Annotated in this window: 23 protein-coding genes; 11 read left to right on the forward strand and 12 right to left on the reverse strand. The window is 71.2% G+C overall.

What is annotated here, in order from left to right; all coding sequences use genetic code 11:
• Window positions 1-140: hypothetical protein (locus tag AC30CM_RS14220; protein ID WP_490117590.1), on the forward strand; the 140-nt coding region annotated here is incomplete at its 5' end.
• Window positions 141-290: 150 nt separating this feature from the next.
• Here the strand turns inward: AC30CM_RS14220 and nadC are convergent.
• Genes nadC through nadA form a run of 3 tightly spaced genes read right to left on the reverse strand, consistent with a single transcriptional unit; the run spans window position 291 to window position 3,753 of the window.
• A complete protein-coding gene (gene nadC, locus AC30CM_RS14225) occupies window positions 291-1,148 on the reverse strand; it encodes a carboxylating nicotinate-nucleotide diphosphorylase (protein WP_490117534.1) in 858 nt (285 codons plus the stop codon).
• Window positions 1,148-2,737: an L-aspartate oxidase gene (locus AC30CM_RS14230; RefSeq protein ID WP_490117535.1), complete on the reverse strand. Its 1,590-nt coding sequence runs from the start codon at window positions 2,735-2,737 to the stop codon at window positions 1,148-1,150. The genes nadC and AC30CM_RS14230 overlap by 1 nt, the downstream gene beginning before the upstream one ends.
• Window positions 2,734-3,753, reverse strand: a complete 1,020-nt coding sequence (nadA, locus tag AC30CM_RS14235; RefSeq protein ID WP_490117536.1) for a quinolinate synthase NadA — start codon at window positions 3,751-3,753, stop codon at window positions 2,734-2,736. Before nadA ends, AC30CM_RS14230 begins: the two co-directional genes overlap by 4 nt.
• Before the next feature lie 48 nt (window positions 3,754-3,801).
• Between nadA and AC30CM_RS14240 the strand changes: the two genes are divergently transcribed.
• Together AC30CM_RS14240 and AC30CM_RS14245 are read left to right on the forward strand one after the other, a co-directional pair.
• Complete coding sequence (locus AC30CM_RS14240; RefSeq protein ID WP_490117537.1) at window positions 3,802-4,494, forward strand: NUDIX hydrolase; 693 nt, start codon at window positions 3,802-3,804, stop codon at window positions 4,492-4,494.
• Window positions 4,495-4,558: 64 nt separating this feature from the next.
• Window positions 4,559-5,911, forward strand: coding sequence for a lipase family protein (locus AC30CM_RS14245; RefSeq protein ID WP_490117538.1), 1,353 nt, complete (start codon window positions 4,559-4,561; stop codon window positions 5,909-5,911).
• On the opposite strand, the gene AC30CM_RS14250 is transcribed toward AC30CM_RS14245, so the two are convergent.
• From AC30CM_RS14250 to bioB, 3 genes are read right to left on the reverse strand one after another with little or no spacing between them, the layout of a single operon-like run.
• Window positions 5,847-6,662: a DUF2567 domain-containing protein gene (locus AC30CM_RS14250; protein ID WP_490117539.1), complete on the reverse strand. Its 816-nt coding sequence runs from the start codon at window positions 6,660-6,662 to the stop codon at window positions 5,847-5,849. The genes AC30CM_RS14245 and AC30CM_RS14250 overlap by 65 nt on opposite strands.
• Window positions 6,659-6,859, reverse strand: a complete 201-nt coding sequence (gene bsaP / locus AC30CM_RS14255; RefSeq protein ID WP_490117591.1) for a biotin synthase auxiliary protein BsaP — start codon at window positions 6,857-6,859, stop codon at window positions 6,659-6,661. The genes AC30CM_RS14250 and bsaP overlap by 4 nt, the downstream gene beginning before the upstream one ends.
• Window positions 6,860-6,899: 40 nt before the next feature.
• A complete protein-coding gene (gene bioB / locus AC30CM_RS14260) occupies window positions 6,900-7,919 on the reverse strand; it encodes a biotin synthase BioB (RefSeq protein WP_490117540.1) in 1,020 nt (339 codons plus the stop codon).
• A gap of 48 nt (window positions 7,920-7,967) precedes the next feature.
• On the opposite strand from bioB, the gene AC30CM_RS14265 reads away from it, so the two are divergent.
• Window positions 7,968-8,561 carry a TetR family transcriptional regulator gene (locus AC30CM_RS14265; protein ID WP_490117541.1) on the forward strand — a complete coding sequence of 198 codons (594 nt, stop codon included), beginning with the start codon at window positions 7,968-7,970 and terminating at the stop codon, window positions 8,559-8,561.
• Window positions 8,562-8,572: 11 nt separating this feature from the next.
• On the opposite strand, the gene AC30CM_RS14270 is transcribed toward AC30CM_RS14265, so the two are convergent.
• From AC30CM_RS14270 to AC30CM_RS14285, 4 genes are read right to left on the reverse strand one after another with little or no spacing between them, the layout of a single operon-like run.
• Complete coding sequence (locus AC30CM_RS14270) at window positions 8,573-9,097, reverse strand: 2'-5' RNA ligase family protein (protein ID WP_490117542.1); 525 nt, start codon at window positions 9,095-9,097, stop codon at window positions 8,573-8,575.
• A complete protein-coding gene (gene bioD / locus AC30CM_RS14275; RefSeq protein WP_490117543.1) occupies window positions 9,097-9,786 on the reverse strand; it encodes a dethiobiotin synthase in 690 nt (229 codons plus the stop codon). The genes AC30CM_RS14270 and bioD overlap by 1 nt, the downstream gene beginning before the upstream one ends.
• Window positions 9,783-10,925, reverse strand: coding sequence for an 8-amino-7-oxononanoate synthase (locus tag AC30CM_RS14280; RefSeq protein WP_490117544.1), 1,143 nt, complete (start codon window positions 10,923-10,925; stop codon window positions 9,783-9,785). The genes bioD and AC30CM_RS14280 overlap by 4 nt, the downstream gene beginning before the upstream one ends.
• A gap of 39 nt (window positions 10,926-10,964) precedes the next feature.
• Window positions 10,965-12,287, reverse strand: coding sequence for an adenosylmethionine--8-amino-7-oxononanoate transaminase (locus tag AC30CM_RS14285; protein WP_490117545.1), 1,323 nt, complete (start codon window positions 12,285-12,287; stop codon window positions 10,965-10,967).
• Between the two features lie 27 nt (window positions 12,288-12,314).
• Here AC30CM_RS14285 and sucT point away from each other — a divergent pair, with 27 nt between their 5' ends.
• From sucT to AC30CM_RS14310, 5 genes are all read left to right on the forward strand, one after another.
• Window positions 12,315-14,495 (forward strand): acetyltransferase SucT, encoded by a 2,181-nt coding sequence (sucT, locus tag AC30CM_RS14290; RefSeq protein ID WP_490117546.1) that lies wholly within the window; start codon window positions 12,315-12,317, stop codon window positions 14,493-14,495.
• 43 nt (window positions 14,496-14,538) lie between these two features.
• Window positions 14,539-16,662: a glycogen debranching protein GlgX gene (gene glgX, locus AC30CM_RS14295; RefSeq protein ID WP_490117547.1), complete on the forward strand. Its 2,124-nt coding sequence runs from the start codon at window positions 14,539-14,541 to the stop codon at window positions 16,660-16,662.
• A 3-nt stretch (window positions 16,663-16,665) separates the two neighbouring features.
• A complete protein-coding gene (gene treY / locus AC30CM_RS14300) occupies window positions 16,666-18,942 on the forward strand; it encodes a malto-oligosyltrehalose synthase (protein ID WP_490117548.1) in 2,277 nt (758 codons plus the stop codon).
• Window positions 18,935-20,665: a malto-oligosyltrehalose trehalohydrolase gene (gene treZ / locus AC30CM_RS14305; RefSeq protein ID WP_490117549.1), complete on the forward strand. Its 1,731-nt coding sequence runs from the start codon at window positions 18,935-18,937 to the stop codon at window positions 20,663-20,665. Before treY ends, treZ begins: the two co-directional genes overlap by 8 nt.
• A gap of 68 nt (window positions 20,666-20,733) precedes the next feature.
• A complete protein-coding gene (locus tag AC30CM_RS14310; RefSeq protein ID WP_490117550.1) occupies window positions 20,734-21,186 on the forward strand; it encodes a hypothetical protein in 453 nt (150 codons plus the stop codon).
• Window positions 21,187-21,193: 7 nt separating this feature from the next.
• Here AC30CM_RS14310 and ilvA read toward each other — a convergent pair whose 3' ends face one another.
• Window positions 21,194-22,483, reverse strand: a complete 1,290-nt coding sequence (ilvA, locus tag AC30CM_RS14315) for a threonine ammonia-lyase IlvA (protein ID WP_490117592.1) — start codon at window positions 22,481-22,483, stop codon at window positions 21,194-21,196.
• 113 nt (window positions 22,484-22,596) lie between these two features.
• On the opposite strand from ilvA, the gene AC30CM_RS14320 reads away from it, so the two are divergent.
• Window positions 22,597-22,806 carry a hypothetical protein gene (locus tag AC30CM_RS14320; protein ID WP_490117551.1) on the forward strand — a complete coding sequence of 70 codons (210 nt, stop codon included), beginning with the start codon at window positions 22,597-22,599 and terminating at the stop codon, window positions 22,804-22,806.
• On the opposite strand, the gene AC30CM_RS14325 is transcribed toward AC30CM_RS14320, so the two are convergent.
• On the reverse strand, window positions 22,807-23,190 hold the full coding sequence (locus tag AC30CM_RS14325; RefSeq protein WP_490117552.1) for an SRPBCC family protein: 384 nt from the start codon (window positions 23,188-23,190) through the stop codon (window positions 22,807-22,809).
• Between the two features lie 29 nt (window positions 23,191-23,219).
• On the opposite strand from AC30CM_RS14325, the gene AC30CM_RS14330 reads away from it, so the two are divergent.
• The gene (locus tag AC30CM_RS14330; protein WP_490117553.1) at window positions 23,220-23,999 is read left to right on the forward strand and encodes a hypothetical protein; all 780 of its coding nucleotides are present in this window, start codon (window positions 23,220-23,222) and stop codon (window positions 23,997-23,999) included.
• Window positions 24,000-24,007: the final 8 nt, after the last annotated feature.

Consider the following 24,007-nt stretch of genomic DNA (forward strand, 5'->3'; position numbering starts at 1 on the left):
GCGTCACCACCCGCCGCCGCCCCGACGGCCTCACCGAATGGATCCCACCCCCACACCTCGACCACGGCCAACCCCGCATCAACCACGACCACCACCCCGAACGCCTCCTACGACCACCCGACGACGATGACCCCGGGTAATGGGGTTCGGTGACTCGGCGGCCGCCCGGCCGGATGTGAAGGTCGAGTGTGGACGCCGCCGGACGCCCTCGCGGGCCCGCCCGAAGGATCACGCGGGCAGGGCAACCGGCGACGACGACACCAGCGATCCAGGGCCGCACCGGCCAGAACTCAGACGTCCAGGCCGACGTCCAGCACGCGCACCGAGTGGGTCAGGGCGCCGATCGCCAGGTAGTCCACCCCGGTGCCCGCATACTCGGCGGCCGACTCCAGCGTGAGACCGCCCGACGACTCGAGCTTCGTGCGGGGCGCGCGAGAGTCACGCCGCTGCACCGCGATCTGCGTCTGCCACACCGGGAAGTTGTCGAGCAGCACCAACTCGACGTCCTCCCCCAGGATGGCGTCGAGCTGCTCCAGCGAGTCCACCTCCACCTCACACGGCAACTCCGGCGCCACCGCGCGGACCGCCTTGAGCGCCTCCACCACCCCACCGACGGCTGCCACGTGGTTGTCCTTGATCAACGCGGCATCACCCAGGCCCATCCGGTGGTTGACCCCGCCGCCGACCCGCACCGCGTACTTCTGCAGCACCCGCAAGCCGGGCAACGTCTTTCGCGTGTCGCGAATCTTCGCAGACGTGCCCGCCACCGCATCCACCCACCGCGCCGTCGCCGTCGCCACCCCGCTGAGGTGGCACACCAGGTTCAGCATCGTGCGCTCGGCGGTCAACAATCCACGCGTCGGCGCGTCGAGCCGCAACAGGACGTCGCCGGCCGCCAACCGGGTGCCGTCCTCGACCCGTTCCAGCACCCGGTACCCATCGCTGCCCAAGACCTCGTCGAGTACCAGCAAGGCCACGTCGACACCCGCCGCCACCCCCGGTTCGCGGGCCGCCATGGCCGCCACCGTGCGCGCATCCACCGGCACGGTGGCCTCGGTGGTGACGTCGGGCCCGTAGCGCAGATCCTCGGCCAACGCTCGCCTAATCGCCAGCAGCGCCTCGAGGCGTTCGTCCTCCGTGAGTCGCATCAGCACACCCCCATTGGTTGTTCGACGGTGACGTCGACGTCGGTTCCGCCGGTAGTCCGGCGCACGGTGCCGCTGAATGCCCGCGCGGCGTCGACGAGCGGATGATCCGAGCGCCGATGGCACCCTCGGGATTCCGTGCGCTCGCGCGCCGCCCCGACGACGGCTGCCGCCGTGGCGGTGAGCGCGGCGTCCTCGGCGTCGCGCTGCGACCGCACCCGCACCGGCTCGGCCGCCCGGAGCAGGTCGGCCAGCGCCGCCAGCCCGTGCTCGTCGCGCACGGCAGCCGCCGACGCGCTCATCGCCCCTTGGAGTACGTTGCGCGGCAGCGTCATCCGAGCATCGACCTCGGGGACGGCGGCGCGCGGCGCACCCGCCGCCGCAGCGTGGACGGCCGCGTCGCGGCCCGCCCGGTCACCCACCACCAGCCCCTCCAGCAGGCTGTTGGACGCCAACCGGTTGGCACCGTGCATCCCGGTGCTGGCCACCTCGCCCGCGGCGTACAGGCCCGCGAGTTCGGTGCGGCCCGACGTGTCGGTGACCACGCCGCCGCACCCGAAGTGCGCGCCCGGCACCACCGGGATCGGTTGTCGCCGCGGGTCGATGCCCGCCGCCAGGCACGCGGCGGTGACGGTGGGGAACCGTGCGGCGACGTCGGACACCCCACGGGCGTCGAGGTACACGCACGCCGCGCCGGTGGCCGCGAGCCGGTCACCGATAGCGGCGGCCACCACGTCACGCGGCGCCAGGTCGCCCATCGGGTGTCCGCCGGCCGTCACCGAGCGGCCATCGGCGTCCACCAGCACCGCACCTTCGCCGCGCAGCGCCTCGGTGATCAGCGGTCGCCGTCCCGCCGCCGAGCCGTCGAACAGCATCGTCGGGTGGAACTGCACGAACTCGACGTCGCGCACGGCGACGCCGGCCCGCAGCGCCAGCGCGATGCCGTCGCCCGTGGACCCGTCGGGGTTGGTGGTGGCCGCGTACAGCTGACCCAGTCCGCCGGTGGCCAGGATCACGGCGGACGCGTGCACGATGCCGAGGCCGTCCGCGCCGAGCACCAGCACCCCGGTGACCGCACCCCGATCGTGGAGCACCTCCAGCACGACGTGACCGGTGCGGACGTCGAGGTGCGCGGCGGCGGCGTCGAGCGCCCGCTGCACCTCGGCTCCGGTGGCGTCCCCACCGGCGTGCACGACGCGACGCCGGGTGTGCCCGCCCTCCCGAGTCAGGGCCCAGCCACCTCGATCGGCTTCGTCGAATCGCGCTCCGCGCGCCACCAGTTCGCTGACCGCGCGGTAGCCGTCGGCGACGATCGACGTCACCGCCGCGGGGTCGCACAGGCCACCCCCCGCGGCGAGGGTGTCGGCGACGTGCGCCTCGACGGAGTCGTCGGTGCGCGGAATGGCAACGGCGACCCCGCCCTGCGCGTGCCGCGTAGCGGTATCGGCGCTCTTGCTCAGCAGCACCACCCGGCTACCGCTGCGCTGCGCGGCCAGGGCCGCGGTCAACCCCGCCACGCCGGTGCCGACGACGACCACGTCGGCGCGCTGCTGCCACCAGCCCGCGCCGCCGCAGCCGGTGAACCCGGTCATTCCCCGCCGCCGGGCTGCCCGATCTCGATCATGCGCTGCACGCTGCGACGCGCCGCCGCCGCGACGTCCTCGTCGACGTGAACCTCGTCGGCGCCCTCCAGCAGGCAGCGCAGCAGCGCCGCGGGGGTGACCATCTTCATGTACGTGCACGATGCGCGGTCGTTCACGGCGAGGAACTCGACGTCCGGTGCGGCCCTGCGCAATTGGTGCAGCATGCCGACCTCGGTGGCCACCAGCACCTGCTTGGCCCGGGTGTCGCGCGCCGCGTCGAGCATGCCGCCCGTCGACAGGATCTTCACGCGGTCGTCGGGCACCGCACCTTCACCCGCCAGGTACAGCGCCGACGTCGCGCAGCCGCACTCGGGGTGCACGAACAGTTCGGCGTCGGGGTGGCTGCGGGCCTGCGCGGCGAGTTCGTCCCCGTTGATGCCGGCGTGCACGTGGCACTCGCCCGCCCACACGTGCAGGTTCTCGCGTCCGGTGACGCGCCGGACGTGGGCGCCCAGGAACTGGTCCGGGCAGAACAGCACCTCGCGGTCGGCGGGAATGGATGCCACGACCTCGACGGCGTTGGACGACGTGCAGCACACGTCGGTGAGTGCCTTCACCGCTGCGGTCGTGTTGACGTAGGAGACGACGACGGCGTCGGGGTAGTCGGCCTTCCACGCGCGCAGGTCGTCGGCGGTGATGGAGTCCGCCAGCGAGCAGCCGGCCCGCTGATCGGGGATCAGCACGGTCTTCTGCGGGCTCAGGATCTTCGCGGTCTCGGCCATGAAGTGCACGCCACAGAACACGATCGTGTCCTCGGGCGCCTCGGCGGCGATGCGCGACAGCGCCAGCGAGTCGCCCACGTGATCGGCGACGTCCTGGATGGCGGGCAGTTGATAATTGTGCGCCAGCAGCGTCGCGTTGCGTTCCTCGACGAGCCGGCGGATCTCGGCCGCCCAGGCGTCGTCGGCCTCGACGCCGCCGTACCCCTGCGGGCCGTTGGTGATCCGCGCGTCCACGACGGTCATGACGGTCTCCTTTGCGACCTCCGAGGTTTTCGACTTATGATCGAAAACATGCCCCATCGTAGCACCGACCACGAAGTGCTCGCCGTCGTGTTTCAGGTTCGCCAGCTCGCCACCCGAAACCCGCAGCTCAGCGTGCTGCTGTGGGAGCGGGCCATGGAGCCCGAGCGCGGTGCCTGGTCACTGCCCGGCGGACGGCTGCGCCACGACGAGGACATGACGAGTTCGGTCCGACGGCAACTCGCCGAGAAGGTCGACCTGCGCGAGATCGCCCACCTGGAACAGCTCGCCGTGTTCAGCGACCCTCATCGCGTCCCGGACACGCGCACCATCGCGTCGACGTTCCTGGGACTGGTGCCCTCCCCCGCGACGCCCGAGCTGCCCCCCGACACCCGATGGCACCCCGTCGACGCGCTGCCGCAGATGGCGTTCGACCACCGCACGATGATCACCAACGCCCACGCCAGGCTGGGTGCCAAGCTGTCCTACACCAACATCGGCTTCGCCTTGGCGCCAAGGGAATTCGCACTGTCCACGCTGCGCGACGTGTACGGCGCGGCGCTCGGCTACCAGGTGGACGCCACCAACCTGCAGCGCGTGCTCGCCCGCCGCGGCGTCATCATCCCCACCGGGACGACGGCGAAGTCCGGGCGCAGCGGGGGCCGTCCGGCCGCGCTGTACCGCTTCACCGAATCGCGCTATCGGGTCACCGACGAGTTTGCCGCGCTGCGCCCGCCGACGTGACCGGAAACCGACACGGCCGACCCCCTGCTTGGTGTTTAAGGGATCCCTAAGAGACAATGGCCGGATGGATGTCGGTAGCGCAGCTCAGGCGGCCCCCGGGGCCGAGTGGATCGGAACCGCCCCGCACCAGCAACTGAGGCGCTCCCGACCGGTCGTGCCCGCCGAGGACGACTTCTACGTCCCGCCCGCCGGCTTCGAACACGCCCGGCCCGGCACCGTACTGCGGTCGCGCGACGTGGAGATGGCCTTCCTCGGCCTCATCCCGCAGCGCTTGGCCGCCGTGCAGCTGCTGTACCGCAGCGCCGATCTCGACGGGCGGCCGCAGGCGGCGGTGACCACGGTCATCGCGCCGGCCGAACGCACCCCGGAACGCCCCTGCCCCATCGTGTCCTACCAGTGCGCCATCGACGCCGTCGCGTCGCGCTGCTTCCCGTCCTACGCCCTGCGCCGCGGCGCCAAGGCCATGGGCGCCGTGGCGCAGTTCGAGTTCCTGTTGATCGCCGCGGCCCTGGCCGAGGGATGGGCCGTGTCGATCCCCGACCACGAGGGCACCGGAGGCATGTGGGGCGCGCCCTACGAGCCCGGATACCACGTGCTCGACGGCGTCCGGGCGGCACTCAACTACGCCCCGCTGGGCCTGTCGGCCGAGGCGCCGGTGGGGCTGTGGGGATACTCCGGCGGCGGTCTGGCCACGGCGTGGGCCGCCGAGGTATACGCCGAATACGCTCCGGAGATCAACGTCGTGGGCGCCGTGCTCGGATCCCCGGTGGGCGACCTGGGCGGCACGTTCCGCAGGCTCAACGGCACCTTCTTCTCCGGCCTACCCGCGCTGGTGGTCGCGGCCCTGTCGCACGTCTATCCCGACCTGGACCGCATCATCTCCGAACACGCCACGGTCGAGGGCAAGGCCATGCTCGCCGATCTGGAGCACCGGACCACCGTGAGCGCCGTACTGCGGTTGATCCGCAAGGACATGGACGACATGGTCGACTGGCCGCTCGAACGGATCCTGGCGACCCCCGAGGTCAAGCACGTGTTCGAGAGCATCAAGCTGGGCACCAGGGCACCGAGCATGCCCGTCCTGATCGTCCAGGCCGTGCACGACGAGCTGATCTCGGTGGACTTCATCGACGAACTCGCCGACGCCTACACCGCGGGCGGCACCGACGTCACGTATCACCGGGACATGCTCAGCGAGCATTTGCTGCTGCACCCGATGTCGGCACCCATGACACTGCGTTGGCTGCGCGAGCGGTTCGCCGGTCAGCCGAGTTCGGTGCACCGCACGCGCACCAAGTGGCCGACGCTGCTCAACCCGTCGACCTACCGCGGGATGGTGCGCCTGGGCGTCATCACCGCGAAGGTGCTGGCGGGCCGGCGGGTGGACCGCCGCCCGCTGTCGTCGCTGGATCAGTAGCCGGAGCGGCGGGCGGCACCGGCGCCGCGACCTCCGGTCCGTGGCTCTCCCGTGCCCGGTGCTCCGGGCCTGCACCTTCCGGTGCCGCGTGCTCCGCCCCGGCGTGTTCCGGGCTCGCGTACCCGGGCGTGCCGTAGGGCACGGCGACCGGCGGCCACGCGCCCAGGTCGTCGCGCGGGGTCGACAGCACGCACACCGCGTACGCCAGTGCGGCCAGTCCCGCGGGGAACACCAGGGTGACCGCGACCAGCGCGGGCGAGTGCCCGAAGAACACCGGCGCCGCCTCCGCGGTGTAGAACACGCGGTGCTCCGGCGAGACGGGCGCGGTGGCCAGGTCGACCTCGCCGTAGCGCCAGCGCGCCAGCGCCGCGCCGACGCCGGCCGCCACGGCGGTGCCCGCGACGGTCCCCAGCGTCAGCGCACCCACCATCTGCGGGCCCCGGTGTGCCCGCCAGCGCCATACTGCCGCCGCCGCGACCAGCGCGGCGACCGCCATCATGCCGGGCAGCAGGAACGACCCGAGGAAGATCTGATCGGACTCGCTGCCCAGATAGCCGCGGACGCGCTCGCCCCCGCGCGTCAACCCGACGACGATCCCGACGGGCGGCGCCAGCCATGCCCACAGCGCACCCACCAGCGCGCCGCAGGCCGTCAGGCCCGCCGCCACCGTCAGCACGGCGCGGCGACGCGAGACCCGGGGCACGGCAACCGATTCCGGCCGAGCGGTCGAGGGTGTCGTCGTCGCGCTCATCGCCGCTCCAGCTCCTTCGAGTCCAGCTCGCCGTGGCGTGAGCACTTCGCCGACCAGCCGTCGGGGCGCACCTGGACGATCATCCGTCTGCCGCACTCGGCGCAGAAGCGCGGTGGTTCGAGCCCCAGCCGCGCGGCCGTCGGGACGTCGACCGGACCACCGTCGCCCTCGGGCTCGCCGGTGTAGACGTTGAACATCACCACTACGTTCTACAGGTTGGTGCCGTCGGCCCGCCGATCACAGGCTGGCGTTGAGCGCCTTGATCGGCATCTGCAGATCCTCGAGCAGTTCGAGATCGGCCTCGGCGGGCCGCCCCAGCGTGGTCAGGTAGTTGCCGACGATGACGGCGTTGATGCCTCCGAGGATGCCCTGCTTGGCGCCCAGATCACCGAGGGTGATCTCGCGGCCGCCGGCGAAGCGCAACATGGTGCGCGGCAGCGCCAGCCGGAAGGCGGCGACGGCCTTGAGTGCTTCGGCGGCCGGCAGCACGTCCAAGTCGCCGAACGGCGTTCCCGGCCGCGGGTTGAGGAAGTTCAACGGCACCTCGTGCGGGTTCAGCTCGGCCAGGTTGGCGGCGAACTCGGCGCGCTGCTCCAGCGTCTCGCCCATGCCGAGGATGCCGCCGCAGCACACCTCCATGCCCGCTTCCCGCACCATCTCCAACGTGCCCCACCGCTCCTCCCAGGAGTGCGTGGTGACGACGTTGGGGAAGAACGACCGGGCGGTCTCGAGGTTGTGGTTGTAGCGGTGCACGCCCATGTCCTTGAGGCGGTCCACCTGCTCTTGGCTGAGCATGCCCAGCGAGCACGCGATCTGGATGTCGACCTCGTTGCGAATGGCCTCGATACCCGCCGCGACCTGCGCGAGCAGCCGCTCGTCGGGACCGCGCACGGCGGCGACGATGCAGAATTCGGTGGCACCGGACTTGGCGGTCTGCTTGGCCGCCTCGACCAGGCTCGGGATGTCGAGCCACGCGCTGCGCACCGGAGAGGCGAACAGGCCCGACTGCGAGCAGAAGTGGCAGTCCTCGGGGCACCCGCCGGTCTTGAGGCTGATGATGCCCTCGACCTCCACCTCGGGGCCGCACCACTTCATGCGGACCTCGTGGGCGAGCGCCAGCAGGTCCTCGAGGTGGTCGTCGGACAGCCGGAGCACCTCCAGCACCTGATCCTGGGTGAGCCCCACGCCGCGCTCGAGCACCTGCTCGCGCGCCGTGCCCAGCACATCCCCCGTGACATCCGTGCTCGCCTGCGTCATCCGGTAGTCCTCCTGACCTCTCACCTGAACGGTGTTTAGGATACAACCGTGCAGCAGCACCGACGCCACGCCCGCTCCGAAGTCATCGACACGGCCATCCACCTGCTCGACGAGTTCGGCCTGGCCGACCTCACGATGCGCCGGCTCGCCCGCGAACTCGGCCTCACGCCCGGTGCGCTCTACTGGCACTTCGCCGACAAGCAGGAACTGCTGGGGGCCGTCGCCGACCGGGTGCTCACACCCGCGCTCGCCGAGGCCGACGGCGCCTGGCGGACCCGCATCGTCACCGTCGCCGGCCGGATGCGCGACGCACTGCTGTCGCACACCGACGGTGCCGAACTCGTGTCGGCCAGCCTGGCCGCCGGCCGCTCACGGGCGGCGACGACGCTGCTGGACACGCTGCGGCACGCGGCCTCCGACGCAGGCGTCGGCGACGAACACGCGGAGCTGACCGCGCGCACCGTCGTGTACTACCTGCTGGGATTCACCGCCGACGAGCAGTCGCGGCTGCAGTGGGACGCGGCAGGCGCGACGCTGGCCGAGGGACAGTCGGTGTTGGAGTCGAATCCCAACGCGCGCTTCGCCTTCGGGCTGCACCTGCTGATGGATGGGATTGCGGCGCACCAGTCGCAGCGCCGCTGAGGCGCGCCGGGTCACCGGATGTGGGTGTCCATCTTCGCGTCGCCGTCCCACCGGCGCATCCCGGCGAACACCCCGGCGACGTCGTCCCCGTCGTCGAGCAGCCGCAGTGCCGCGGGCAGGTCGTCGAGCGGCAGGCGTCGGCACAGCGTCACGTGCGGCGTCCATCCGCCCGGCACCGCGTGCGGGAACGGGCCGGCGTTCTGGTGCGGCAGCGTCACGTCGAACACGCGTCGATGCAACGCCAGCAGTGCGGCATCGGGGACCACCAGGCGTACCAGCGTCACGGACCTGCGGTGGCCGAACACCATCGGGGCGCCGAGGCGGCACGGCAGCGGCAGCGTCGCCGCCGGTTCGGCCAGCAGCGGGTCGACCCCCGCGTCGATGCGTCCCGACACCACCAGCGTGACGTGCGGGCGGTTGGTGGCCGAGGTGTGCCGGGCCTGGCTCGGCAGCCCGGCTGCGGCCAGGGCGTCCCACTCGGCGCGGACGGCGGCGTCGGTGGCGGCGTCGAAGACCAACTCCACCGAGTGCGCCACTACGTCAAGCTCCGCAGCCAGGCGGGATCGAACGCGCCCGCGGCGACCGCGGTGAACTCGTCGGCCGCCAGCGCACCCGCCCCGGCGGGCAGCACCGCGCGCACCGGCGCGATGCGGCCCAGCGTATCCAGGTTGTAGCGCTCGGCGGCGCCGGGCTCGGCGGGCACGGCGCCGACGATCACCCCGGCGCACGACAGCCCATGCGCGGCAAGCGCTTCCACGGTCAGCGCGGTGTGGTTGAGGGTGCCCAGCCCGGCCCTGGCCACCACCGTCACCGGGGCGCGCAGGTCGGCGGCGAGGTCCCGCAGCGTGGCATGCTCGGCCGTCATCTCGACCAGCAATCCGCCCGCGCCCTCGACGAGCACCAGCCTGCCCGGGGCGTCGGCGGTGACCACCAGGTCCACCAGCTCGGCGCGCGTCGGCAGCGGCCGGCCGGCCAGCCGCGCCGCGGCGTCGGGCGCCAACGGCTCCGGGTAGCGCCAACCGCGGACCACCTCGGTCACGCCCGCCAGCCGCGTCACCTCGGCCAGGTCGTCGTCGCCCTCGGTCAGCGTCGGACCGGAGCCGGTCTGCACCGGCTTGCACACCGCCACGTCGAGGCCCGCCGCCCGCGCGGCGGCGGCCAAGGCCGCGGTCGCGACGGTCTTGCCCACACCGGTGTCGGTGCCCGTGACCACCAGGACGCTCACGAGCGGGCCAGCGCCAGCACGTCGGTGAGCACCTCTCGGGCCTGGGTCATCTCGTCGTCGGTGAGCGACGCGCGTGCCGTGAGCCGCAGCCGCGACGTCCCCGCCGGGACCGACGGCGGCCGGAAGCAGCCGACCCGCACGCCACGGTCCAGGCATTCCGCGGCGGCACGCACGGCCACCTCCGGGTCGCCGAGGACCACGGAGACCACCGCCGAAGTCGGCACCTCGGTGACGCCGCACACCCCGGCCAGCGTGGCCGCGTGCGTCAGCACCGCGCCGGCCCGCCACGGCTCGGCCTGCAGGACGCGCAGCGCCGCCCACGCCGCGCCCACCGCAGCCGGCGCCAGCCCGGTGTCGAAGATGAACGGCCGCGCCGCGTCGATCAGGTGGGCCCGCACCGCGTGCGGACCCAGCACCACGCCGCCCTGGGAGCCCAGCGCCTTCGACAGCGTCGTGGTCATCACGACGTCGGGCGCCCCGGCCAGACCCACCTCGGCCAGCAGACCGCGCCCACCGAGACCGCGTACGCCGAGGCCGTGCGCCTCGTCGACGATCAGCAGGGCGCCGTGACGGCGACACGCGTCGTGCAGGTCGCGCAGCGGGGCCAGCCCCCCGTCGGTGCTGAACACCGAGTCGGTGAGCACGACGGCACGGTCCTCGGTGCGCGTGGCCAGGGCCGTGGCGACGGCGGCGACGTCGAGGTGCGGCGTCACCACGACGCGCGCCCGGGACAACCGGCAGGCGTCGATCAGGGACGCGTGGGTGCGCGCGTCCGACACGACCAGCGTTCCGGGACCCGAAAGCGCAACCACGGCACCGAGATTGGCGGTGTAGCCGGACGAGAAGACCAACGCCGACTCGGCGCCGACGAACGCGGCCAGCGCGGCCTCGAACCCCTCGTGCAGTTCGGTGTTGCCGGTCACCAGACGCGACCCCGTCGCACCGGCGCCCCACGTGCGTACGGCGTCGACGCCGCCGTCGAGCACGGCAGGGTGCGTCGACAGGCCCAGGTAGTCGTTGGACGCGAGGTCCAGGTGAGTGCCGACGGGTGGGCGCGTGCGCAGCGTGCGCCGCAGCCCGGCGGCGCGGCGCTCGCGTGCGGCGTCGCCGAGCCAGGCCAGCGGATCCGGACGTGTCATGTGCGTGCTCCTCCTGCCGGGACCGCTCCTGAACACCGTTCAGGTTAGTGCACGCGCGACCGCCACCATCCCCGACCCGATGGCCGCCACCTCCGCTGGCGTACACGTGTACGGCGGCATGGCGTAGACCAGGTTGCGGAACGGCCGCAACCACAGGCCGTGATCGAGTGCCGTCGCCGTCGCCACCCGCATGTCCACCGGCTCGGCCATCTCGATCACGCCGATGGCGCCCAGCACCCGGACGTCGGCCACACCGGGCAACCCGCGTGCCGGCTCGAGACCGGCCCGCAGCCCCGCCTCGATCGCGCGCACCCGCGCCCGCCAGTCCGAACCCAGCAGCAGCTCGGTCGACGCCACCGCCACCGCGCACGCCAGCGCGTTGCCCATGAACGTCGGCCCGTGCATCAGCGCGCCCTCGGCGCCGGTGCTGATCACCCGCGCCACCTCGGCCGTGCACAGCGTCGCCGCCAAGGTCAGGTAGCCGCCCGTCAGGGCCTTGCCGACGCACATCACGTCCGGCGTCACGCCCGCGTGCTCGGCCGCGAACAGTTCCCCGGTGCGGCCGAAGCCCGTCGCGATCTCGTCGAAGATCAGCAGCACGTCGTGCTCGGTGCACGCCGCGCGCAGGTCGGCCAGGTAGCGCGGGTCGTGGAACCGCATGCCCCCGGCGCCCTGCACCACGGGTTCGACGATCACCGCCGCGACGTCGTCGGCGCGGTCGGCGAGCTGCCTGGCGAAGGCCTCGGCGTAGGCCGGGTCGTAGTGCGGCGGCACCTGCGGGGCGAACACCTGGGGGGTCAGCACGCCGCTCCACAGCGCGTGCATGCCCCCCTCGGGGTCGCACACGCTCATCGGCGTGAACGTGTCGCCGTGATAGCCGCCGCGCCACGTCATCAGCCGGTTCCTGCCGGGACGGCCCCTGGCCACCTGGTACTGCAACGCCATCTTCGCGGCGACCTCCACCGACACCGACCCGGAGTCGCTGAAGAACACCGCGTCCAGGCCGGCCGGCGTGATCTCGACCAACAGCTGGGCCAGTCGCGCGGCCGGCTCGTGGGTCAACCCCCCGAACATCACGTGGTTCATGGTGGCCAACTGGCGGGTGATCGCGGCGTCGAGGACCGGGTGGCCATGCCCGTGGATGGCCGTCCACCACGAACTCATCGCGTCGACGACCCGCAGCGGAGCGCCGTCGCGCACCACGGTCAGCCACACCCCGTCGGCCTCCGTGGCCACCACCGGCGCCGGTGCCCCGGTACCGAGCGTGCTGTACGGATGCCATACGTGGGCGGCGTCGATCGCACTGATCTCGTCGGGTGTCAGCCGGGGCGCTGCGGATCCGTCGTCATCGAGCCTTGCCATGCGCGCACGGTAGATTGTCCGTCGATCATGCTGACCCTCGCCCCGTCCCGTACGGCGTCGCGCACCGATTCCGGGGCGACGCCGCCCGCCGCGGCGACCACCGGGTCCGGCGGCTTCTACCGCCACGACCTCGACGGGCTGCGCGGCGTCGCGATCGCGCTGGTCGCGGTGTTCCACGTCTGGTTCGGCAGGGTGTCCGGCGGCGTCGACGTGTTCCTGGCCCTGTCCGGCTTCTTCTTCGGCGGCCGCCTGCTGCGCATCGCGCTGACGCCCGCCGCGTCCCTGTCGCCGGCGCGCGAGGTGAAGCGCCTGATCCGCCGTCTGCTACCCGCGCTGGTGGTGGTGCTCGCCGCCGCCGCGGTGCTCACCATCCTGGTGCAACCCGAGACCCGGTGGGAGACCTTCGCCGACCAGAGCCTGGCGAGCCTCGGCTACTACCAGAACTGGGAGCTGGCCACCACGGCGGCGGACTACCTGCGCGCCGGCGAGGCCGTCAGCCCCCTGCAACACATCTGGTCGATGTCGGTGCAGGGTCAGTTCTACGTCGCGTTCCTGGTGCTGATCTTCGGCCTGGCGGTCCTGCTGCGCCGCCCGCTGGGCAAGCACCTGCGCACCCTGCTCATCGTGGTGCTGACCGCCGTCACCGTCGCCTCGTTCGTCTATGCGATCTTCGCCCACGCCGAGGACCAGTCCACCGCCTACTACGACAGCTTCGCCCGGGCGTGGGAGCTGACGCTGGGCGCGCTCGCCGGCGCCGTCGTGCCCTACGTGCGGTGGCCGATGTGGCTGCGCACCTGCGTCTCGCTCGTCGCGCTGACCGCCATCCTGTCCTGCGGTGCCTTCATCGACGGCGTCCACGAATTCCCCGGCCCGTGGACGCTGGTGCCCGTCGGCGCCACCATCCTGTTCATCCTCAGCGCGTCCAACCGCGCCGCCGACCCCCACCTGCACGGTCCGGCATCCCGGCTGCCCCTGCCCAACCGGGTGCTGGCCACGGCACCGTTGGTGTCGCTGGGCGCCATGGCCTATTCGCTGTACCTCTGGCACTGGCCGCTGCTCATCTTCTGGCTGGCCTACAGCGGTCACTCGTCGGCGGGCCTCGTCGACGGCGCCCTGATCCTGCTCGTCTCCGGCCTGCTGGCGTGGCTCACCATGCGCTACGTCGAGGAGCCGCTGCGACTGCGCGGCGCGGCCGCGCCCAAACCGGTGCGCACCACGACGCTGCGCACCCGGTTGCGCCGACCCACCATCGTGCTGGGCTCGACGGTGACGCTGCTGGCGGTGGCGCTCACCGCGACGTCGTTCACGTGGCGCGAGCACATGACCATCCAGCGGGAGAACGGCAAGGAGCTGGCAGGCCTGTCCGCGCGCGACTACCCCGGTGCCCGGGCGCTGGTCAACGGCGCACGCGTCCCCAAGCTGCCGATGCGGCCGACGGTCCTGGAAGCCAAGGACGACCTGCCCGCCACGACCACCGACGGCTGCATCGACGACTTCGACGCCGTCGACCTGACGAGCTGCGTGTACGGCGATCCGCAGGCGGTGCGGACCATCGCACTCGCCGGCGGCTCGCACGCCGAGCACTGGATCACCGCGCTGGACCTGCTCGGCAAGATGCACGGCTTCAAGATCGTCACCTACCTCAAGATGGGCTGTCCCCTCACCACCGAGGAAGAGCCGTTGGTGATGGGCGACAACCGGCCCTATCCCAAGTGCCACCAGTGGAATCAGAAGGTGATGCCGCAGCTCGTCGCCGACCACCCCGACTACGTGTTCACCACCTCGACGCGGCCGTGGAACATCCGCGACGGCGACGTGATGCCCGGCACCTACGTCGGCATCTGGCAGGCCCTCTCGGACGCCGGCATCCCGGTGCTCGCCATGCGCGACACCCCCTGGCTGGTGCGCGACGACGGCGAACCGTTCTTCCCCGTCGACTGCCTCGCCAGCGGCGGCGACGCCAGCTCCTGCGGGATCGAGCGGTCCAAGGTACTGTCCGACCGGAACCCCACCCTGGACTTCGTCGCACGATTCCCGCTGCTGAAGCCGCTCGACATGAGTGACGCCGTCTGTCGCGCCGACCGCTGCCGAGCCGTGGAGGGAAACGTGCTGATCTACCACGACTCCCACCACTTCACGACCACCTACATGCGCACCATGACCACCGAACTGGGGCGGCAGATCGCCGCCGTCACCGGCTGGTGGTAGCCGCCCGAGGCACGGTCCCACCACACGAGGAGCGACGACGGTAATGGTCTCAGCGATCTGGCCCGGAACTGCCTACCCCCTTGGCGCCACGTACGACGGTGCGGGAACGAACTTCTCGGTGTTCTCGGAGGTGGCCGAGAAGGTCGAACTGTGTCTCATCGCCGAGGACGGCACCGAGGAACGCATCGGTCTCGACGAGGTCGACGGCTTCGTGTGGCACTGCTACCTGCCGACCATCACACCCGGGCAGCGCTACGGATTCCGCGTCCACGGCCCCTGGAATCCGGCAGCGGGACAGCGGTGCGACCCGAGCAAGCTGCTCCTGGACCCCTACGGCAAGTCCTTCCACGGCGACTTCGACTTCGGCCAGGCGCTGTACTCCTACGACATGTCGGCCGCCGACCTCGCCACCGGCGGCACCCCACCGCGCATCGACTCGCTGGGACACACCATGACGAGCGTGGTGATCAACCCGTTCTTCAACTGGGGCACCGACCGGGCGCCCAACACGCCCTACCACGAAACCGTGATCTACGAGGCCCACGTCAAGGGCATGACGGCCACGCACCCGGGCATCCCCGAGGATCTGCGCGGGACCTACGCCGGCCTGGCCCACCCCGTGATCATCGACCACCTGCGGTCGCTCCACGTCACCGCGATCGAGCTGATGCCCGTGCACCAGTTCATGCACGATCACCGACTGCTCGATCTCGGGCTGCGAAACTACTGGGGCTACAACACTTTCGGCTTCCTGGCGCCGCACTACCAGTATGCGGCCAACCAGAACGCGGGCGGAGCGGTCGCCGAGTTCAAGTCCATGGTGCGCGCGTTCCACGAGGCCGACATCGAGGTGATCCTGGACGTCGTCTACAACCACACCGCCGAGGGCAATCACCTGGGGCCCACGATCAACTTCCGCGGCATCGACAACGCCGCCTACTACCGACTCGACGGCGACCGCCGGCTGTACTACGACTTCACCGGCACCGGCAACAGTCTCAACGCCCGGCATCCCCACACGCTGCAACTCATCATGGACTCCCTGCGGTACTGGGTGCTGGAGATGCACGTCGACGGGTTCCGTTTCGACCTGGCTTCCACCCTGGCGCGCGAGTTCTACGAAGTGGACCGCCTGAGCGCGTTCTTCGACCTGGTCCAGCAGGACCCCGTCATCAGTCAGGTGAAGCTGATCGCCGAACCGTGGGACATCGGCGAAGGCGGGTATCAGGTGGGGAACTTCCCGGGTTTGTGGACGGAGTGGAACGGGAAGTATCGCGACACTGTGCGTGACTACTGGCGGGGACAACCCGCGACCCTCGGCGAGTTCGCCTCGCGTCTGACCGGCTCCTCCGACCTCTACGAGGCGACGGGACGGCGACCCAGCGCGAGCATCAACTTCGTGACCGCCCACGACGGCTTCACGTTGGCGGACCTGGTGTCCTACAACGAGAAACACAACGAGGCCAACGGCGAGGACAACCGCGACGGCGAAAGTCACAACCGGTCGTGGAACTGCGGCGTCGAAGGCCCCACCGACGATCCCGAGATCCTCGAGCTGCGCGCCCGGCAACAGCGCAACTTCCTCACCACGCTGCTGCTGTCCCAGGGCACGCCGATGATCAGTCACGGCGACGAGTTCGGCCGCACGCAGCGCGGCAACAACAACGTCTACTGCCAAGACTCGGAGATCTCCTGGATGGACTGGACCATGTGCGACACCAACGCCGACCTGGTGGAGTTCACCAGGCGCGTCACCGCGTTGCGCACCGAGCACCCGGTGTTCCGGCGCCGCCGCTTCTTCGAGGGCAAGCCGCTGCGCACCGGCGACCAGGTGCGCGACATCGCGTGGCTCACCCCGTCCGGCACCGAGATGACCTCCAAGGAATGGGATTCCGGCTTCAAGTTCGTCGGCATGTTCCTCAACGGCGACGCCATTCCCTCGCCCAACCTGCGAGGTGAACGCGTCGTCGACGACACGTTCCTGCTGTGCTTCAACGCCCACACCAACCCCATCGAGTTCGTGGCGCCCGACGCCACCTACGCCGCGGAATGGACCGGCGCCCTCGACACCACCTCCCCGACCGGGGACACCGCCGTCGTGCTCAAGGCCGGCGACGCCGCAGCACTTCCGGGCCGCTCGGTCCTCGTCCTCCGAAAGACGGCCTGACCCATGACCAGACCTCAGCCCAGACCCCAGCCCAGACCCATCGTGTCCACCTACCGCCTGCAGATGCGCGGCGACGCCTTCACGTTCGACGACGCCGTGAACCTGCTCGACTATCTGGCCGACCTCGGGGTGAGCCACCTCTACCTCTCCCCCATCCTCACCGCGGCCTCCGGGTCCACCCACGGCTACGACGTCACCGACCCCACCAGCGTGTCCGCCGAACTCGGTGGGCCCGAGGGCCTTTCGCGGCTCGCCGAAGCCGCCCACCAGCGCGGCCTGGGGCTGGTGGTCGACATCGTGCCCAACCACCTGGGCGTCGACGATCCCAGCCAGAACGCGTGGTGGTGGGACCTGCTGACGCATGGCCGTGCGTCGGCGTTCGCCCCCTACTTCGACGTCGACTGGGGCCTGGACCCGGACGGCCGAATCGTGTTGCCCGTGCTCGGATCCGACGACGATCTCGACGACCTCGAGGTCGACGGTGACGTCTTGCGCCTCGGCGAACGCACCTGGCCCATCGCCCCCGGCACCGCCGCCGACGACGGCAGGCAGACCCACGATCGACAGCATTACCGCCTGATCGGGTGGCGGCACAACGTGTGCGGCTACCGCCGGTTCTTCTCCATCACCTCACTGGCCGGACTGCGCCAGGAAGACCCGGACGTGTTCGCGGCGACGCACGCCGAGGTGCGACGGTGGTTCGACGAGCACCTCGTCGACGGCGTACGCATCGACCATCCCGACGGATTGGCCGACCCCGCAGGCTATCTCACCTCACTGCGCGCACTGCTCGGACCCGACGCGTGGATCGTGATCGAGAAGATCCTCGCCGTGGACGAGGCGCTGGAGCCGACGTTGCCCGTCGCAGGTACCACCGGCTACGACGCCCTGCGCGAGATCGGCGGACTCTTCGTCGACCCGGCGGCCGCACCGCAGGACGGTGACGACGCCGCGGCCGTGGCCGCACTCAAGGTGTCGTCGGCCACGGTCACGCTGGCCAGCGAGACCGCCCGGCTGTGCCGGGCCATCGTCGGCACCGTCGGCACCGACCACCCCCGGCTGGCCGACGCCGTCGCGGCGCTGCTGTCACACGTGGAGGTGTATCGCACCGACTACCGCGGTCTCACCGCCGTACTGCCGACCGCGCTGGCGCACACCGCCGCCGCACACCCGGATCTGGCCGCCCCGCTGCAGCTCGTCGCCGCGGCGCTCAACCACGCCGAACCCGCCACGCGGCTGCAGCAGCTGTGCGGGGCCGTGACCGCCAAGTCCGTGGAGGACTGCTTCTTCTACCGCGACGCGCGGCTGGTGTCGCTCAACGAGGTGGGCGGCGAACCCGCGCGGTTCGGCACCAGTGCGGCGGAATTCCAGCACGCCTCGGCGCTGCGCGCCACGCACTGGCCGCACGCCATGGTGACGCTGTCGACGCACGACACCAAGCGCGGCGAGGACGTCCGCGCCCGCATCGGCGTGCTGTCACAGGTACCGGGACTGTGGGCCGAACTCGCCGCCCAGTGGCTCGCGGCGACCACCCCGCCCGACGGGCCCACCGCACTGTTCCTGTTGCAGAACGTGTTCGGCGTGTGGCCGAGCGACGGCCAGGTGACCGACGCGCTGCGGGAACGCCTGCACGGCTACGCCGAGAAGGCGATCCGCGAGGCGGCACTGCACACCACGTGGAACGACCCGGACGACGAGTTCGAGTCGGCCGTGCACGCCTGGCTCGACCGCGTGGTCGACGGGCCCACCGCGGCCGAGCTGACCGCGCTGGTCCGTCAGCTCGAACCCCATGCCCGCAACGACTCCGTGGCACAGAAGCTGTTGTCACTCACGGTGCCCGGCATCCCCGACGTCTACCAGGGCACCGAGCTCGCCGACGACAGCCTGGTCGATCCCGACAACCGCAGGCCCGTCGACTACGCACTGCGCCGGGAGGCACTCGCCGCCCAGACCGACGACAAGATCCGCGTGACCGCCGCGGCGCTGCGGCTGCGTCGCGAACGACCGGCGGCATTCCTGTCCGGCGACCACCGCCCGGTGATCGCCGACGGCACCGCGGCCGACCACGTGGTCGCGTTCCGACGCGGTGACGACGTCCTGGTCGCCGTGCGCCGTTGGACGGTGCGCCTCGACGAGACCGGTTGGGACGACACGGCTTTGGACCTGCCCGCCGGCACGTGGACCGACCGGATCACCGGAACGACGCTGTCCGGGCGCGTCCCGGCCGGCGAACTGTTCGACACCCTGCCCGTAGCCCTGCTGACGAGGACCAATGACTGAACGTGAATTCGCCGTATGGGCACCCCGACCCGACAAGGTCGCACTCGACGTCGACGGCGTCGTCCACGCTCTGACGCGTGACGACGACGGGTGGTGGCGGGCGTCGGTCGACGCCGCGCCCGGCGCCCGCTACGGCTACCTGGTCGACGACGATCCCACCGTCCTACCCGACCCCCGGTCGGCACGTCAGCCCGACGGCGTCCACGAGCGGTCCGCGCTGTGGGATGCCGCCGACGCCGCCTGGACCGACGGCGACTGGGCGGGCCGCTCCATCGAGGGCGCGGTGATCTACGAGCTGCACACCGGGACCTTCACGCCCGAGGGCACCTTCGACGCGGCGATCGCCAAGCTCGACTACCTGGTGGACCTCGGCGTCGACTTCGTGGAACTCATGCCGGTCAACGCCTTTGGCGGCACGCACGGCTGGGGGTACGACGGCGTGCTCTGGTACGCCGTGCACGAGCCGTACGGCGGCCCGGACGCACTGGTCCGGCTCGTCGACGCGTGTCACGCCCGCGGCCTCGGCGTCCTGATCGACGCGGTGTTCAACCACCTCGGGCCGTCCGGCAACTACCTTCCGAGGTTCGGCCCGTACCTGTCGACGGGCAGCAACCCGTGGGGCGAGTCGATCAACATCTCCGGTCCGGATTCCGACGAGGTGCGCCGCTACATCCTCGACTGCGCGTTGCGCTGGATGCGCGACTTCCACGCCGACGGCCTGCGCTTGGACGCCGTGCACGCGCTGGTGGACACCACGGCCGTACACATCCTGGAAGAACTCTCGGCCGAAACCGAGGCACTGGCAGGCGAACTCGGTCGACCGCTGTCGCTGATCGCCGAGAGCGACCTCAACGATCCGCGGCTGATCACCCCGCGCGACCGCGGCGGCCTCGGCATGACGGCGCAGTGGGACGACGACATCCACCACGCCATCCACTCGGCGGTGTCGGGCGAGCGGCAGGGCTACTACGGCGACTTCGGCACCATGGCAGCCCTGGCGGAGACCCTGCGGCACGGCTACTTCCACGCGGGCACGTACTCGTCGTTCCGGCATCGTCGCCACGGCAGGCCACTGGACACCGCCACCATCCCGGCGACGCGGCTGCTGGCTTACACCCTGACCCACGATCAAGTGGGCAACCGGGCCATCGGCGACCGCCCGTCACAGAACCTCGACGGCGGCCAGTTGGCCGTCAAGGCCGCGCTGGCCCTGGGCTCGCCCTACACCGCGATGCTGTTCATGGGCGAGGAGTGGGCGTCGTCGAGCCCGTTCCAGTTCTTCAGCAGCCATCCCGAACCCGAGTTGGCCCGCGCCACCGCCGAGGGTCGCAAGGCGGAGTTCGCCGAGCACGGGTGGGACGCCGACGAGGTGCCCGACCCGCAGGATCCGCAGACGTTCCTGCGATCCAAGCTGGACTGGGACGAGGTGACCCAGGGCGAGCACGGGCGCGTGCTCGAGACCTACCGCAGGCTCATCGACCTGCGCCGCACCGAGCCCGACATGGCCGATCCGTGGCTCGACGACCTGCGCGTCGACGTCGACGAGGACGCCCGGTGGCTGGTGATGCACCGTGGGTCGATCGCGATCGCCTGCAACCTGGGTACCGAGGACGCCACCGTCCCGGTGGGTGGCGAGGTGTTGTTCTCCTGGGGCGAGGTGCCGTCCGGCGACGCGATCACCGTGCCGGGGCACGCGTTCGCCGTCGTCCGCACGGTCAAGTAGTCATCCCCAGGCCACGTGCCTGGGGATGACCGATTGCCCGGGCACGCGGCCGGGTCGACCATGTGGGCATGAACCCAACCGCTCCGGACGTTCCGGATTCATGCCCCGCGCTCGCCACCGCCACCGACCCCATCGCATCCGTCGACGACCTCCGGCAACGTTGGCGCGCCGTGCTGGGCGAACTGGGTTTCGCCGAGCACCTGCTGCGCTTCGCGTTCGTGGGGCCGGACCGTCGAATGATCAAGGTGCTCAGCGACGTTCCGCTGCGCGGTGACCCGACGCGACGGCTGGTCGACGGGTTGACCAGCAGCCTGGCGGGCGTCCTCGCCGGCCTCGGCGACGGTCACTCCGTCGCGTTCCTGCTGGTGCATCCCGGCCGCGGCGGGGTGTCGGGAACCGACCGTCGCTGGGCCACGGCCCTGGCCGCCTCGGCGGCCGCCGCCGGCGTCGCGCTGGAACCGGTGTTCCGCGCTGACGACGAGGCGGTGCGGCTGGTGTCGGCTCACGTCGCGGCCGCGTGACGCCGGCTCAGGTGAGGTAGCGGTACGTCGGCGAGCCTGGCTCGAGCAGCTCGACGTGACAGTCGGAGTCCCGCATCCGGGCCATCAGCGGGTCCAGATCGGCGGCCGAGCCCATCTCGATGCCCACCAGCGCCTCGCCGGTCTCCCGGTTGTTGCGCTTGACGTACTCGAACAGCGTGATGTCGTCGTTGGGTCCGAGCACCGAGTCCAGGAAGCGGCGCAGCGCCCCGGGCTCCTGGGGGAAGTCGACCAGGAAGTAGTGCTTGAGGCCCAGGTGGACCAGCGACCGTTCCAGCACCTCGCCGTACCGCGACACGTCGTTGTTGCCGCCGGAGATGAGGCAGACCACGGTCGAGCCCGGTCGAACGTCGGCTTCCAGCAGGGCCGCCACCGACAGCGCGCCCGCGGGCTCGGCGATGATGCCCTCGTTCTGGTAGAGATCGAGCATCGCCGTGCACACCGCGCCCTCGTCCACGGTGGTCATCGACACCATGTCGCCCGCGGCGGCCAGCGCCGCGAACGGCTTGGCGCCCGCGCGCGCCACGGCGGCGCCGTCGACGAACTGGTCGACGTCGGAGATGGTCGCGGGCTCCCCCTTGGCCAACGCGGCCAGCATCGAGGCCGCACCGGCGGGTTCGGCGCCCAGCACGGAGGTATCCGACGTCCGCTCCGCCAGGTAGGTGGTGATGCCGCTGATGCAGCCGCCACCGCCGACGGGCACGATCACCAGGTCCGGTTCGACGTCCAGCTGGTCGAGGATCTCGACCGCGATGGTGCCCTGCCCCGCCATGGTGCGCAGGTCGTCGTAGGGCGGCACCAGCGTGGCGCCCGTCCGCTCGACGTCCTCGAGCGCGGCGGTGGCGGCCATGTCGTAGGTCTTCCCGCCGACGATCAGCTCGATGAAGTCGCCGCCGTGGTACCGGATGCGATCACGCTTTTGCTTGGGCGTCTTGGCGGGCACGTACACCCGGCCGTGCACGCCCATGGAGCGGCACGCCAGCGCGAACCCCTGGGCGTGGTTGCCCGCCGACGAGCACACCACGCCCGCGGCGAGTTCCTCCGGCGACAGCTGCATCAACAGGTTGTAGGCACCACGCAGCTTGTAGGACCGCACCGCCTGCAGGTCCTCGCGCTTGAGGTACACCCGCGCACCCGTGATGGTCGACAGCCGGTCGCTGAACTGCAGCGGCGTGCGGGCCACCACGCCGGAAATTCGCCGGGCAGCCTCGTCGACGTCGGCCGCGGACAGGGGAGACGTCAGCGGCGCCCGCGATTCTCGGCTCAACTCGGCGCTCAGCTCGGCAGACACTGGTCAATGGTGCCACTCACCCGGCTCGTCCCGAAAATCAGAGGACCCACGCCACGAGTTTCGGCTAGCCGAAACCTCGACTTTGAGCTATCGTCGAAAACATGACCGCCCCGACGAGACCCGAACCCTCGGTGCTGATCGCCGGCGTGCCCTGGCCCGTCTACAAGGTGGTCGCCCTCGTCCTCGGGACCGCGGTCTTCATCCTGGTCGGGGCCGTGTCGATGACGGTCGACATGGCCGTCCTGGCCGGTGCCGCCACGGCGGCGGTGACGTGGGTCGGGCTCGGCCGCCTGCACGCCGACGACGACTGACTAGCCCTCCAGCAGCGTCCGCAAGGTCTGCAAATCCGCGGCCACGGCCGCCGCATCGGCCTCGAATTCCTCGTCGGTCATGCCCGGCCGGCGGCGCAACGTGAACACCGCCTCGCACGCCTGGCCGCCCGCGGGGATCACGCGCATCGGGTTGTAGACCGACTCCCCCGACGGCAGAGTCACCACGTGGTCGAGCACGCCGAAGACGTTGGGCGGCGCGAACTCGACCGTGACGCTGCCCAGCGCCGCCTCCGATACCCCGGCGGCCCACCGCGGCAGGTTGGCCGGCTCCGAGGCGAATGCGTAGGCCGTCTCCGCCGGCGCCTCGATCCACTGCGCCACGTGACGCGACCGCTCCTGTGTGCTGGCTGTTTCCTCACCCACCACCCCATGGTGACGCACACACTGTGACGATGTCCGAAAGTGCCGAATCCCGCGCCGATCCCCCCGTCGCCGCACCCACTCCCGGCGCAGCGCACCGGCCGGACCCCCTCCAGGTGAACCGTCTCGTCCGCGACGTCGAACACCACGTGCCGTCCTGGCTGCGGCCAGGCGAGCCCGAGAACCGCCTCCCCGTCGCCGTCGCCATCGTCGCGGCCATCGTGCTGCAACACCTCATCCCCGAGGCCTACACCGTGGTGCCGCGCCTGCCGCTGATCGTGATGGAGGTGCTCCTGCTCCTGGTGCTGCTGGCCCTCAACCCCGTCCGGCTGTCCCGGCGCACCACCGTCGGCAAGTGGGCCAGCCTGGGGCTCACCGCGGCCATCACCGTCGACAACACGGCCTCGGCCGTCGTGCTGGACTACCTGATCCTCTCCGGCGCCGTCAGCAACGACCCGGGCAAGCTGCTCGGCGGCGGCGCGGCGATCTTCGTCACCAACGTGATCGCGTTCGGCATCTGGTACTGGGAACTCGACCGCGGCGGCCCCTTCGCCCGCGGCGTGGGCGAGCGACCACATCCCGACTTCCTGTTCCCCCAGATGGATCCGGACACCGCCAAACTCGTCGCGCCGAACTGGCGGCCGACGTTCGTGGACTACCTGTACACCAGCTTCACCAACGTGGTGGCGTTCTCCCCCACCGACACCATGCCGCTGTCACGCTGGGCCAAGCTGATGATGACCGTGCAGGCCATGGTCTCGATGTCGACGGTCGCGCTCGTCATCGCCCGCGCGGTGAACGTGCTGGGCTGAGCGCCCGG

Source organism: Mycobacterium sp. DHQP2018-32-09 (assembly GCF_058148405.1).

What these genes read in the sequence shown, in the direction of transcription:
- nadC (WP_490117534.1), bottom strand. Translation starts at nt 1,148, where the DNA reads ATGCGACTCACGGAGGACGAACGCCTCGAGGCGCTGCTGGCGATTAGG.
- AC30CM_RS14230 (WP_490117535.1), bottom strand. Translation starts at nt 2,737, where the DNA reads ATGACCGGGTTCACCGGCTGCGGCGGCGCGGGCTGGTGGCAGCAGCGC.
- nadA (WP_490117536.1), bottom strand. Translation starts at nt 3,753, where the DNA reads ATGACCGTCGTGGACGCGCGGATCACCAACGGCCCGCAGGGGTACGGC.
- AC30CM_RS14240 (WP_490117537.1), top strand. Translation starts at nt 3,802, where the DNA reads ATGCCCCATCGTAGCACCGACCACGAAGTGCTCGCCGTCGTGTTTCAG.
- AC30CM_RS14245 (WP_490117538.1), top strand. Translation starts at nt 4,559, where the DNA reads ATGGATGTCGGTAGCGCAGCTCAGGCGGCCCCCGGGGCCGAGTGGATC.
- AC30CM_RS14250 (WP_490117539.1), bottom strand. Translation starts at nt 6,662, where the DNA reads ATGAGCGCGACGACGACACCCTCGACCGCTCGGCCGGAATCGGTTGCC.
- bsaP (WP_490117591.1), bottom strand. Translation starts at nt 6,859, where the DNA reads ATGTTCAACGTCTACACCGGCGAGCCCGAGGGCGACGGTGGTCCGGTC.
- bioB (WP_490117540.1), bottom strand. Translation starts at nt 7,919, where the DNA reads ATGACGCAGGCGAGCACGGATGTCACGGGGGATGTGCTGGGCACGGCG.
- AC30CM_RS14280 (WP_490117544.1), bottom strand. Translation starts at nt 10,925, where the DNA reads ATGACACGTCCGGATCCGCTGGCCTGGCTCGGCGACGCCGCACGCGAG.
- AC30CM_RS14285 (WP_490117545.1), bottom strand. Translation starts at nt 12,287, where the DNA reads ATGGCAAGGCTCGATGACGACGGATCCGCAGCGCCCCGGCTGACACCC.
- sucT (WP_490117546.1), top strand. Translation starts at nt 12,315, where the DNA reads ATGCTGACCCTCGCCCCGTCCCGTACGGCGTCGCGCACCGATTCCGGG.
- glgX (WP_490117547.1), top strand. Translation starts at nt 14,539, where the DNA reads ATGGTCTCAGCGATCTGGCCCGGAACTGCCTACCCCCTTGGCGCCACG.
- treY (WP_490117548.1), top strand. Translation starts at nt 16,666, where the DNA reads ATGACCAGACCTCAGCCCAGACCCCAGCCCAGACCCATCGTGTCCACC.
- treZ (WP_490117549.1), top strand. Translation starts at nt 18,935, where the DNA reads ATGACTGAACGTGAATTCGCCGTATGGGCACCCCGACCCGACAAGGTC.
- AC30CM_RS14310 (WP_490117550.1), top strand. Translation starts at nt 20,734, where the DNA reads ATGAACCCAACCGCTCCGGACGTTCCGGATTCATGCCCCGCGCTCGCC.
- AC30CM_RS14320 (WP_490117551.1), top strand. Translation starts at nt 22,597, where the DNA reads ATGACCGCCCCGACGAGACCCGAACCCTCGGTGCTGATCGCCGGCGTG.
- AC30CM_RS14330 (WP_490117553.1), top strand. Translation starts at nt 23,220, where the DNA reads ATGTCCGAAAGTGCCGAATCCCGCGCCGATCCCCCCGTCGCCGCACCC.